Origin of the sequence: Bacillus sp. FSL K6-2865 (assembly GCF_040311405.1) — a bacterium.
In the GTDB taxonomy this organism is placed as follows: domain Bacteria; phylum Bacillota; class Bacilli; order Bacillales; family Bacillaceae; genus Bacillus; species Bacillus velezensis.
The window spans coordinates 1611112-1622931 of the sequence record NZ_CP152036.1; the positions used below are offsets into that span (position 1 = coordinate 1611112).

The window sequence follows — 11820 nt, forward strand, 5'->3', positions numbered from 1 at the left end:
GGCTCTTTTCGCGTCTAAGAGAGAGGATAACATATGAAGACAATCAATATCGTTGCGGGCGGCCCGCGGGAGCTTATTCCCGATCTATCCGAATACACAGACGGAGATACGATGTGGGTCGGAGTCGATAAAGGGACGGTTGCTCTTTTGGAGGCCGGAATCATTCCGCAGGAAGCTTTCGGTGATTTTGACAGCATTACGGAAGAGGAGCTCATGCAGATTCAAAAAGCAGCGCCGGCCCTCCATGTGTATCAGGCGGAAAAAGATTATACCGATCTTGAACTCGCCCTTGACTGGGCTTTACAAAAAGAACCGGAAACCATTCGGATATTCGGTGTGACGGGCGGAAGAGCCGATCACTTTTTAGGGAACATCCAGCTGCTGTATAAAGCCTTACATAAGAATACCGATGTCGTGCTGATCGACCGGCAGAATGACATTCAGATGTTCGGGCCCGGCCGTTATACAATTGAAGAAAAAGCGCGCAGACGCTATATTTCTTTCATTCCGTTTACGGAAGCGGCAGACGGCCTGACACTCGACGGTTTTAAATATCCCCTTGATAATTGTCATATTCCTGTGGGTTCCACACTATGTATTAGTAACGAACTCATTCATTCACGAGGTACTTTTTCGTTTGCAAAAGGCATATTAATAATGGTAAGGAGCGCGGATTAGAAAAGCGGCTTCTGCCATATGCGGAAAAAACCATGAATCCTAAAGTGATGAACGCAGCGGATACGGGACTTATAGGAGGGGACAAAATGAAATTTTATACCATTAAATTGCCGAAGTTTTTAGGAGGAATTGTCCGGGCGATGCTGGGCTCATTTAGAAAAGAGTAAGCCCAAGAAGCTGAAATTGCCCTCTTTGAACGCATAAAAAACGCCTGCCGCATAAAAGGGCAGGCGTTCATTTTTGCTTATACACGCTCAACTTTACCGGATTTTAAAGCCCGGGCAGATACATATACTTTTTTAGGTTTGCCGTCAACGAGGATGCGGACCTTTTGAAGGTTGGCGCCCCAAGTACGCTTAGAAGCGTTCATTGCGTGAGAACGGTTGTTTCCGGCTTTTGTTTTTTTACCTGTAATAAAACATTTACGTGCCATTTGTTTCCCTCCTAACTGCGCGAAACATCTTTTCAAACATAGTGTCTCAGATGCTTTCGTTATACAATACTTTAAATAATTTACCACAGCTAAAAACCGTTTGCAACTATTGTTTCCCTTACTTTCAAGAAAAATCACTTGACATGTAAAACCAATCACATTTCCGCGCTGAAGGCCGCTGTCTGTATCTTTTCTTTTCATAATGGGATACATATAGTAGAATAATGATAACTCTATGCATCTGAAGGAGGAACCTGTGTGTCCATTGAAATGAAGACAAAATACGGACAGATTGATATATCCAACGAAGTCATCGCAATGGTTGCCGGAGGCGCTGCCATTGACTGTTACGGAATAGTGGGGATGGCCTCAAAAAACCAGATTAAAGACGGTTTGTCTGAAATCCTCCGGAGAGAGAACTTCGCAAAAGGCGTACATGTCCGTCAGGAAGCCGAACAAATACATATCGACATGTACATTATTGTCAGCTACGGCACTAAAATATCCGAAGTAGCCCACAATGTTCAGACGAAGGTAAAATACACAGTAAATCAAACAATCGGACTTGCAGTTGATTCTGTAAATATTTATGTCCAAGGCGTACGAGTAACGAACCCGTAGTGAGGAGGATGAGTATTGTCTAGACGAAACTTAGATGGGAGAGCTTTTGCGGCAATGATTCTGGCGGGGGCTGAGACATTGTCTCAAAACGCATCCGCGGTGGATGCGCTGAACGTGTTTCCCGTGCCTGACGGCGACACCGGAACAAATATGAATTTATCGATGTCATCCGGTGCAAGAGAGGTAGAGCACATTGACTCACCCGACATCGGCAAAGTCGGCATCGCCTTGTCAAAAGGCCTGCTTATGGGAGCGAGAGGAAACTCAGGGGTGATCTTGTCCCAATTGTTCAGAGGTTTCACAAAGAGCATTGAAAACAAAAACCAAATAGACGCCCAAGAATTTGCCGCAGCACTCCAAGCGGGAGTGGATATGGCATATAAGGCGGTCATGAAACCGGTTGAAGGAACGATTTTAACCGTGGCCAAGGATGCGGCTAAAAAAGCGGTCGCCTCGGCTAAAGAAGAAACCGATATCATTGCTCTCATGGAGGCCGTTATTGAAGAAGCGGAAGCGTCGCTGAACCGCACGCCGGATCTGCTTCCTGTTTTAAAGGACGTCGGTGTCGTTGACAGCGGCGGAAAAGGTCTGCTTTGTGTATATGAAGGCTTTTTGGCTGCTTTAAAAGGAGAGGCCGTACCGAAAAAAGCGGTTCTTCCGGCACTCGATGATATGGTGAATGCCGAGCATCATAAAAGCGCGCAGAGCATGCTGAGTACAGAAGACATTGAATTCGGATTTTGTACGGAAGTGATGGTGAGGCTGGATCAAGATAAACGGACGTTCAAGGAAGAGACGTTCAGAAACGAACTGAGCCGTTTCGGCGATTCATTGCTGGTCGTGGCTGATGATACGCTGGCGAAAGTTCATATTCATGCCGAAGAACCAGGGAACGTACTCAATCTCGCACAGCGTTACGGCGATTTGATTAAAATTAAAATTGAAAACATGAGGGAACAGCATACTTCAATCATCAGCCAAGAACATGATGAAAAAAAGCCGGCCGGCGTTATGAAAGAAGCCCGCAAGCCTTTTGGCATCGTGACTGTGGCAATGGGAGAGGGCATTTCTGAATTGTTTACGAGCATCGGCGCTTCACACGTAATCGAAGGCGGCCAGACAATGAATCCGAGCACGGAAGATATTGTTGAAGCCGTTCAGTCTGTCAATGCGGAGACGGTTTTCATTCTTCCGAACAATTCCAATATTGTGATGGCTGCCAATCAGGCGGCGAGCGTGGCTGAAGAAAATGTCATTGTCATTCCGGCAAAAACGGTCCCTCAAGGCATGACCGCCCTGCTTGCGTTTAACCCTGACCAGCCGGCTGGCGTAAATGAAGCCAATATGCTTGAGGCCATCCGGAATGTGAAAAGCGGACAGGTGACATATTCAGTCAGAGACACCCATATCGACGGCAAGGATATTAAAAAAGGTGATTTTATCGGCATTTTAAACAGTTCAATTATCGGCAGCGCCGAAGATCGGATAAGTGCGGCGAAATTGCTGCTGGATGAAATGATCGGGGATGAAGATGAAATCATCACCATCCTGTACGGAGAGGACGCGCCGGAAGAAGAAGCTGAGAAACTCGCTGAGTATATTGCAAGCGTCTATGAAGATATCGAGGTTGAAATCCATAACGGCAGACAGCCTCTGTATCCATATATATTTGCGGCAGAATAGAAGGGCTTATCAGGCCCTTCTATTCTTATGCCTTTATTTACCTGCGGCAGTGCGGCAGTGTGCCTGCTTGCCAATTGAGAAATGTTCAATTAGTCTAAAGAAAAGCGCTGAATGAAGTGATGTTAAGGAGGAGCAAACCAGCATGAAGTATAGAAGCGTTTTTGATATTATCGGCCCGGTAATGATCGGTCCGTCCAGTTCACATACCGCAGGCGCCGCCCGGATCGGCAGAGTGGCCAGAAGCTTATTCAGGCGGGAGCCCCGCCGGATCGTTGTGTCTTTTTACGGATCATTTGCGGAGACGTATAAGGGTCACGGCACTGATGTCGCGATTATCGGCGGCCTGCTTGATTTTGATACATTTGATGAACGGATTAAAACAGCGATTCAAATTGCGGAAGAGAAGGGCATATATGTAGAGTTCCGTACAGAGGATGCCGTGCCCGTTCATCCGAATACAGCGCGCATCGTCATTTCTGATGATGAGGGAGAGCTTGCCCTTACCGGTATTTCCATCGGCGGCGGGAAAATAGAAATCACGGAGCTCAACGGCTTTGAGCTGCGTTTGTCCGGAAACCATCCGGCTATTTTAGTCGTTCACAATGATAAATTCGGCACGATTGCAGGTGTTGCCAATGTGCTTGCGAAATTCTCCATCAACGTCGGACATATGGAAGTGGCGCGTAAGGACGTCGGCCAGCTTGCGCTGATGACGATTGAGGTCGATCAGAATATTGAAGAAGAAGTGCTTGACGAGCTTTCAACACTTCCTAATATTATACAGGTTACTAAGATAGCTGACTAAAAAGTCAGGAGGAAAATGACATGTTTCGTAATGTAAAAGAATTAATAGAAATCACTCAAGAAAAACAAATTCCGATTTCGGAAGTGATGATCACCCAAGAGATGGAAGTGACGCAAAAAACGCGGGAAGAAATCTTTCAAGGAATGGAGCGCAATCTCTCCGTCATGGAAGCAGCTGTTGAAAAAGGGCTGAAGGGCGTCACGAGTCAGACCGGTTTAACAGGCGGAGATGCCGTGAAACTTCAGGCATATATCCAATCGGGAAGAAGCCTGTCGGGCAATCTGATTTTAGACGCCGTTTCTAAAGCTGTGGCGACAAATGAAGTCAATGCGGCGATGGGAACGATCTGCGCTACACCGACCGCCGGCTCTGCCGGGGTCGTGCCGGGAACGTTATTCGCCGTAAAGCATAAGCTGCACCCTACGACAGAACAAATGATCCGTTTTCTGTTTACAGCCGGCGCGTTCGGTTTTGTCGTAGCAAATAATGCGAGTATTTCAGGAGCGGCAGGAGGCTGTCAGGCGGAAGTCGGGTCAGCATCAGGCATGGCAGCGGCTGCGATTGTGGAAATGGCGGGCGGAACGCCTCAGCAATCAGCGGAAGCAATGGCGATTACACTGAAAAATATGCTCGGTCTCGTATGTGACCCGGTCGCCGGATTGGTAGAAGTGCCGTGTGTCAAACGAAACGCAATGGGAGCATCCAACGCAATGATCGCGTCGGATATGGCGCTGGCCGGGATTACAAGCCGCATTCCTTGCGATGAGGTGATTGACGCGATGTACAAAATCGGCCAGACGATGCCGACAGCACTGCGTGAAACGGGACAAGGCGGTTTAGCCGCGACACCGACGGGAAGAGAATTAGAGAAAAAAATTTTCGGAGGAGCGCTGAAATCAAGTGACACACCATCAGCAAACTAGTATAGCGGAAATTAAGGGCATTGGGCCGGAAACAGAAAAAACATTGCACGAACTTGGTATCTATGACATTTCTGATCTTCTGAATTATTTCCCTTACCGTTATGACGACTATGAGCTGAGGGATTTAGAAGAAGTAAAACATGAAGAAAGAGTGACGGTAGAAGGGAAGGTTCATTCAGAACCTTCTCTTACCTATTACGGCAAAAAACGAAACAGGCTGACATTCAGGGTGCTTGTCGGCAATTATTTAATTACCGCGGTCTGCTTTAACCGTCCCTACTTAAAAAAGAAACTGACGTTAGGTTCTGTCGTCACGATATCCGGGAAATGGGATAAACACAGACAGACCGTTTCCGTGCAGGAATTAAAAAACGGTCCTCATCAAGAAGATAAAAGCATTGAGCCTGTTTATTCCGTTAAAGAAAACGTCACCGTAAAAATGATGAGACGGTTTATTAAGGAAGCGCTGCAGCATCATTTGGACAGTGCGGCTGATCCGCTTCCTGAAAAATTGAGAATCCGCTACAAGCTTCCTGACTACAAACATGCCCTGCAGACGATGCATCAGCCTGAAACGCGGGAATCGTTACAGCAGGCAAGACGCCGGTTTGTTTACGAGGAATTCTTATTATTTCAGCTGAAAATGCAGGCGTTCCGTAAAGCGGAAAGGGAACAGTCAAAAGGCATCAGCCATGTGTTTCCTGCTGAAAAGCTCGCCGCTTTCACAGACAGCCTGCCGTTTTCGCTCACAACCGCACAGACGCGCGTGCTTCGGGAAATTACCGCTGATATGACATCCCCTTACCGAATGAACCGTCTGCTGCAAGGTGATGTCGGTTCAGGGAAAACGGCCGTCGCCGCCATCGCTTTGTACGCTGCGATTTTGTCGGGGTATCAGGGGGCATTAATGGTGCCGACTGAAATTCTGGCCGAACAGCATGCAGATTCTCTCGTATCGTTGTTTGCAAATGAAGATGTAAATATCGCGCTTTTGACGAGTTCTGTCAAAGGAAAGCGGCGCAGGGAGCTTTTGGAGCGGCTTGCTCTCGGAGAGATTGATATTTTAGTAGGGACCCATGCTTTAATCCAGGATGAAGTGGAATTTAAAGCGCTGAGCTTTGTTATTACGGACGAGCAGCACCGGTTCGGGGTCGAACAGCGCAAAAAACTCAAGAATAAAGGTCAGGATCCGGATGTGCTGTTTATGACAGCCACCCCGATTCCGAGAACGCTGGCCATTACCGTCTTCGGAGAAATGGATGTTTCCGTAATAGATGAAATGCCCGCGGGGCGAAAACAAATCGAAACGTATTGGGTGAAACACGACATGCTGGAGCGGATTTTGGCTTTTATAGAAAAAGAGCTGAAGCAGGGAAGGCAAGCCTATATTATCTGCCCGCTCATTGAAGAGTCGGATAAACTGGATGTACAGAATGCGATTGACGTATATAACATGCTGTCTGACGTTTACCGCGGTAAATGGAATGTCGGCCTGATGCACGGGAAGCTCCATTCTGATGAAAAAGATCAGGTGATGAGAGAATTCAGCGCCAATCAATGTCAGGTACTTGTATCAACAACCGTCGTAGAAGTCGGCGTGAACGTGCCGAATGCGACGATTATGGTCATCTATGACGCCGACCGTTTCGGGTTATCTCAGCTCCATCAGCTCCGCGGCCGGGTCGGGCGGGGAGACCACCAATCTTTCTGCATCTTGATGGCAGATCCGAAATCCGAAACCGGGAAGGAACGGATGAGAATCATGTCAGAGACAAACGACGGCTTCGAGCTGTCTGAAAAGGACCTTGAACTGCGCGGCCCCGGTGATTTCTTCGGAAAAAAACAGAGCGGTATGCCCGAGTTCAAGGTGGCGGATATGGTTCATGACTACAGAGCTTTGGAGACGGCCCGCCAGGATGCGGCCAATCTGGTGTCTTCAGAGGCTTTTTGGAAAGATGACGAATACCGCATGCTGCGCGGTCAATTACTTTCAAGCGGCGTCCTGGAAGGGGAGAAATTAAGCTGATTCTGCAAAATTCGGCGGCTTTCAAAAAACAATCATTGCATTCCAATCTATGAGATTATATACTACTATTAGTACCTAGTCTTAATTGTCCGGATGGTGTTTACAGATGAGAAGAAGCAAGAAAGAACGCCAAAAATTATTGCAGCAGACGATCAAATCGACACCCTTCATCACAGATGAAGAATTAGCGGGGAAATTCGGCGTCAGCATTCAGACGATCCGTTTAGACCGCTTAGAGCTCTCAATACCGGAGCTGAGGGAAAGAATTAAAAACGTGGCAGAACAAACGCTTGATGATGAAGTGAAATCACTGTCTTTAGACGAAGTGATCGGTGAAATTATTGATCTGGAGCTTGACGGCCAGGCCATTTCCATATTAGAAGTAAGACGCGAGCATGTCTTCAGCCGCAATCAAATTGCGCGGGGGCATCATTTGTTTGCGCAGGCGAACTCACTCGCCGTAGCCGTCATTGATGATGAGCTGGCGCTGACCGCAAGCGCAAATATCCGCTTTACAAGACAGGTGAAAGAAGGCGAGCGCGTCGTTGCGAAAGCCAAAGTGACGGCAGTCGAAAAAGAAAAAGGCAGAACGGTAGTTGAAGTCAACAGCTATGTGGGAGAAGAAGTCGTGTTCTCCGGCAGCTTTGACATGTACCGTTCAAAACAATCATAAAGGTGGAGCATGCATGAGAATAGCTGTAGATGCAATGGGGGGCGACAACGCACCCAAAGCTGTTATTGACGGAGTAATGAAGAGTATTGAGGCATTTGACGATCTTCATATTACGCTGGTCGGTGACAAGACAACGATAGAATCACACTTGCCAACAACATCAGACCGCATCACTGTGTTGCACGCCGATGAAGTGATTGAACCGACGGATGAACCGGTCCGCGCCGTACGCAGAAAGAAAAACTCTTCTATGGTGCTGATGGCGCAGGAAGTGGCTGAAAACAGAGCGGACGCCTGCATCTCAGCGGGGAATACGGGCGCACTCATGACAGCGGGACTGTTTATCGTCGGCAGAATTAAAGGAATCGACCGGCCTGCGCTTGCGCCGACGCTTCCGACCGTTTCAGGCGACGGTTTCCTTCTTTTGGACGTGGGAGCCAATGTCGATGCCAAACCGGAGCATCTCGTCCAGTACGGAATTATGGGATCTGTATATGCCCGGCAGGTTCTCGGAATCAGCTCGCCCCGCGTCGGATTGTTAAATGTCGGCACGGAAGAAAAGAAAGGAAACGACCTGACAAAAAAGACGTTTGAATTATTAAAAGAAACAAACGTGAATTTTGTCGGAAACGTTGAGGCGAGAGACTTGCTCGAAGGCGCTGCTGACGTCATTGTCACAGACGGCTTTACGGGCAACGTCACGTTGAAAACATTGGAAGGTTCAGCGTTATCGATTTTCAAAATGCTGAAAGATACACTGACTTCAAGTTTTGTTTCTAAGCTCGCAGCGGGAGTGCTGAAGCCGAAGCTGATGGAAATGAAACTGAAAATGGACTATTCTGAGTACGGCGGGGCGAGTCTTTTCGGTTTGAAAGCGCCCGTCGTTAAAGCGCACGGCTCTTCTGACGCACGCGCTGTTTACCATGCGCTGCGCCAGGCGAGAGAAATGGTCAGCCAAAACGTGGCCGCATTTATAGAAGAAGAAGTAAAAGAAGAAAAAACAGATGAGTAGTCTGGAGGTTACCGCATCATGAGTAAGATTGCATTTTTATTTCCCGGACAGGGATCACAATATATCGGTATGGGAAAAGACCTGTACGAACGCGAAGAAGCGTCAAAAGGTATTTTTGATGAAGCGGATGAAACGCTTGAAACAAAGCTGAGCTCGCTCATTTTTGAAGGCGACGCCGAAGAATTAACCCTTACATACAATGCGCAGCCTGCGCTGTTGACAACGAGCATCGCCGTATTGGAAAAGTTTAAAGAATCCGGCATCACGCCTGATTTCACCGCCGGCCACAGCCTCGGAGAATATTCGGCGCTTGTTGCGGCGGGAGCGATGACATTTAAGGATGCCGTTTACACGGTAAGAAAACGGGGAGAATTCATGAATGAAGCCGTGCCGGCCGGAGAAGGCGCCATGGCCGCTATTCTCGGCATGGATGCGGAGTCCTTGAAAAAGGTAACGGATCAAGTGACGGAAAACGGTCATCTCGTACAGCTTGCAAACTTGAACTGCCCCGGCCAGATCGTCATTTCCGGAACGGCAAAAGGCGTGGAGCTGGCTTCAGAAGAAGCGAAAAACAACGGAGCAAAACGGGCAATCCCATTAGAAGTAAGCGGACCGTTCCATTCTGAATTAATGAAGCCGGCAGCGCAAAAACTCGAGGAGGTGCTCAGCGCCTGTGAGTTAAAAAATGCGGCTGTTCCCGTGATTTCAAACGTTTCGGCTGACGTTATGACAGAAAAAGACGATATCAAGAAAAAACTGATCGAACAGCTGTACTCACCTGTTCGCTTTGAAGAAACCATTAACAAACTGATTGACGAAGGCGTCACGACGTTTGTTGAAATCGGGCCGGGAAAAGTGCTTTCAGGCCTTGTGAAAAAGGTGAACCGCCGCCTTAAAACAATCGCGGTTTCTGACCATGAAACCATCGAACTGGCGATTCAAACGCTGAAGGAGGAGAATCAGGATGCTTAATGAAAAAACAGCAGTGGTAACGGGAGCGTCCCGCGGAATCGGGCGGGCGATCGCGCTTGATCTTGCGAAAAACGGCTGTAACGTAGTAGTCAACTACTCCGGGAATGAAGCGAAAGCGAACGAAGTCGTAGATGAAATCAAATCTTTGGGCCGAAACGCGATCGCGGTAAAAGCCGATGTATCAAATTCCGAAGAAGTACAAAACATGATGAAAGAGGCTGTCGCTGCATTTTCTTCAATCGACATTCTCGTGAACAATGCGGGGATCACAAAAGACAATCTTCTGATGAGAATGAAAGAAAATGAATGGGATGACGTCATTAACATTAACTTAAAAGGTGTATTCAACTGCACGAAAGCCGTGACAAGACAGATGATGAAACAGCGCTCCGGCCGGATTATCAACGTATCATCAATCGTCGGCGTCAGCGGAAACCCCGGCCAGGCAAACTATGTGGCGGCAAAAGCCGGTGTAATCGGCTTAACGAAGTCATCAGCCAAAGAGCTTGCGAGCCGAAATATTACGGTCAATGCCATTGCTCCGGGCTTTATTTCCACGGATATGACGGACAAGCTTTCTAAAGAAGTCCAAGATGAAATGCTGAAGCAGATTCCGCTCGCGCGTTTCGGTGATCCTTCCGATATCAGCAGCGTTGTTACGTTCCTTGCTTCTGAAGGATCGCGTTATATGACGGGCCAAACCCTTCATATTGACGGCGGAATGGTGATGTAAAGATTTGTTTTTAAAATTTCATCCTAGTTTCTCTAGTTTTTTAAAAACGAATCCTCTATAATACTTGAGGGGAGGTGAATTGCTATGGCAGATACATTAGAGCGTGTAACGAAAATCATCGTAGACCGCCTTGGCGTTGATGAAGCTGACGTCAAACTTGAAGCTTCTTTCAAGGAAGACTTAGGTGCTGATTCCCTAGATGTAGTTGAGCTTGTTATGGAACTTGAAGACGAGTTTGATATGGAGATTTCTGACGAAGATGCTGAAAAGATTGCAACAGTCGGCGACGCTGTGAACTACATACAAAACCAGCAATAAGCTGATGCTAAAAGTCCCGCCTGACAGCGGGGCTTTAGCCCTTTAATCGTTCGGTTACCGGCGTCTGACGCTGTACGCGCTGCCGATTCCGTTTACGGCGGGGAGCGCGGTGAACCTGATGTGCCTATGGAGGTTACTATGTCAAAACACTCACATTTTAAAGATAAAAAAAAGTTCTATAAAAAAATAGAGCAATTTAAAGAGTTCCAAGAACGGATTTCGGTTCATTTTCAAAACGAGAAACTTTTGTATCAAGCATTTACACATTCATCTTATGTGAATGAGCATCGGAAAAAGCCGTATGAAGACAATGAAAGGCTTGAATTTTTAGGTGACGCTGTTTTGGAACTGACGATCTCCCAATTCTTATTTGCCAAATATCCGGCCATGAGTGAAGGAGATTTGACGAAGCTGAGAGCCGCTATCGTATGCGAGCCGTCACTCGTCTCACTTGCCCATGAATTGTCATTCGGCGATCTTGTTCTCTTGGGAAAAGGAGAAGAAATGACGGGCGGCAGAAAGCGTCCTGCGCTTTTAGCGGATGTGTTTGAAGCGTTTATCGGCGCACTGTATCTGGATCAGGGCCTTGACCCGGTTCAGCAATTCCTGAAAGTGTACGTGTTCCCTAAAATAAACGATGGTGCTTTTTCTCATGTGATGGATTTCAAAAGCCAGCTTCAAGAATTTGTACAGCGGGACGGAAAAGGATCGCTTGAGTACAAAATTCTCAATGAAAAAGGGCCTGCCCACAACCGGGAATTCGAGGCGCTAGTCTCTCTTAAAGGTGAGGCGCTCGGTATCGGGAACGGACGTTCCAAAAAAGAAGCCGAGCAGCATGCGGCACAGGAAGCTCTTGCAAAATTGCAAAAACATCATACGAAACAATAAAATCCCCCTGTATCCCTAGGGGGATTTCAGTATGTCTGCGCCTGATATAAGCGGG

Annotated in this window: 14 protein-coding genes; 13 read left to right on the plus strand and 1 reads right to left on the minus strand. The window is 47.5% G+C overall.

The genetic code is table 11. The annotated features are described in order from the left end of the window. Window positions 1-33 precede the first annotated feature (33 nt). Window positions 34-678 (plus strand): thiamine diphosphokinase, encoded by a 645-nt coding sequence (locus NYE42_RS08010; protein ID WP_227051239.1) that lies wholly within the window; start codon window positions 34-36, stop codon window positions 676-678. An 86-nt stretch (window positions 679-764) separates the two neighbouring features. Beyond that, the gene (spoVM, locus tag NYE42_RS08015; RefSeq protein ID WP_003154329.1) at window positions 765-845 is read left to right on the plus strand and encodes a stage V sporulation protein SpoVM; all 81 of its coding nucleotides are present in this window, start codon (window positions 765-767) and stop codon (window positions 843-845) included. A gap of 77 nt (window positions 846-922) precedes the next feature. On the opposite strand, the gene rpmB is transcribed toward spoVM, so the two are convergent. Then, window positions 923-1111: a 50S ribosomal protein L28 gene (gene rpmB / locus NYE42_RS08020; RefSeq protein WP_003154328.1), complete on the minus strand. Its 189-nt coding sequence runs from the start codon at window positions 1109-1111 to the stop codon at window positions 923-925. A 258-nt stretch (window positions 1112-1369) separates the two neighbouring features. Here rpmB and NYE42_RS08025 point away from each other — a divergent pair, with 258 nt between their 5' ends. The 11 genes from NYE42_RS08025 (at window position 1370) to rncS (ending at window position 11765) form a co-directional block, all read left to right on the plus strand. After that, window positions 1370-1732 carry an Asp23/Gls24 family envelope stress response protein gene (locus NYE42_RS08025; protein ID WP_003154327.1) on the plus strand — a complete coding sequence of 121 codons (363 nt, stop codon included), beginning with the start codon at window positions 1370-1372 and terminating at the stop codon, window positions 1730-1732. Window positions 1733-1747: 15 nt separating this feature from the next. Further along, window positions 1748-3415 (plus strand): DAK2 domain-containing protein, encoded by a 1668-nt coding sequence (locus NYE42_RS08030; RefSeq protein WP_352426883.1) that lies wholly within the window; start codon window positions 1748-1750, stop codon window positions 3413-3415. Between the two features lie 142 nt (window positions 3416-3557). Continuing rightward, the gene (gene sdaAB, locus NYE42_RS08035) at window positions 3558-4220 is read left to right on the plus strand and encodes an L-serine ammonia-lyase, iron-sulfur-dependent subunit beta (RefSeq protein ID WP_003154325.1); all 663 of its coding nucleotides are present in this window, start codon (window positions 3558-3560) and stop codon (window positions 4218-4220) included. A gap of 20 nt (window positions 4221-4240) precedes the next feature. Beyond that, the gene (gene sdaAA, locus NYE42_RS08040; RefSeq protein WP_352426884.1) at window positions 4241-5143 is read left to right on the plus strand and encodes an L-serine ammonia-lyase, iron-sulfur-dependent, subunit alpha; all 903 of its coding nucleotides are present in this window, start codon (window positions 4241-4243) and stop codon (window positions 5141-5143) included. After that, on the plus strand, window positions 5121-7169 hold the full coding sequence (gene recG / locus NYE42_RS08045) for an ATP-dependent DNA helicase RecG (protein ID WP_040238168.1): 2049 nt from the start codon (window positions 5121-5123) through the stop codon (window positions 7167-7169). The genes sdaAA and recG overlap by 23 nt, the downstream gene beginning before the upstream one ends. Window positions 7170-7275: 106 nt before the next feature. Then, on the plus strand, window positions 7276-7842 hold the full coding sequence (fapR, locus tag NYE42_RS08050; protein ID WP_003154320.1) for a transcription factor FapR: 567 nt from the start codon (window positions 7276-7278) through the stop codon (window positions 7840-7842). A 13-nt stretch (window positions 7843-7855) separates the two neighbouring features. After that, complete coding sequence (plsX, locus tag NYE42_RS08055) at window positions 7856-8854, plus strand: phosphate acyltransferase PlsX (RefSeq protein WP_007409758.1); 999 nt, start codon at window positions 7856-7858, stop codon at window positions 8852-8854. An 18-nt stretch (window positions 8855-8872) separates the two neighbouring features. Then, window positions 8873-9826 carry an ACP S-malonyltransferase gene (gene fabD / locus NYE42_RS08060; protein ID WP_352426885.1) on the plus strand — a complete coding sequence of 318 codons (954 nt, stop codon included), beginning with the start codon at window positions 8873-8875 and terminating at the stop codon, window positions 9824-9826. Beyond that, window positions 9819-10559, plus strand: a complete 741-nt coding sequence (gene fabG / locus NYE42_RS08065) for a 3-oxoacyl-[acyl-carrier-protein] reductase (RefSeq protein ID WP_003154312.1) — start codon at window positions 9819-9821, stop codon at window positions 10557-10559. Before fabD ends, fabG begins: the two co-directional genes overlap by 8 nt. Window positions 10560-10643: 84 nt before the next feature. Then, window positions 10644-10877 carry an acyl carrier protein gene (gene acpP, locus NYE42_RS08070; protein ID WP_003154310.1) on the plus strand — a complete coding sequence of 78 codons (234 nt, stop codon included), beginning with the start codon at window positions 10644-10646 and terminating at the stop codon, window positions 10875-10877. Between the two features lie 138 nt (window positions 10878-11015). Continuing rightward, window positions 11016-11765: a ribonuclease III gene (rncS, locus tag NYE42_RS08075; protein ID WP_007409760.1), complete on the plus strand. Its 750-nt coding sequence runs from the start codon at window positions 11016-11018 to the stop codon at window positions 11763-11765. Window positions 11766-11820: the final 55 nt, after the last annotated feature.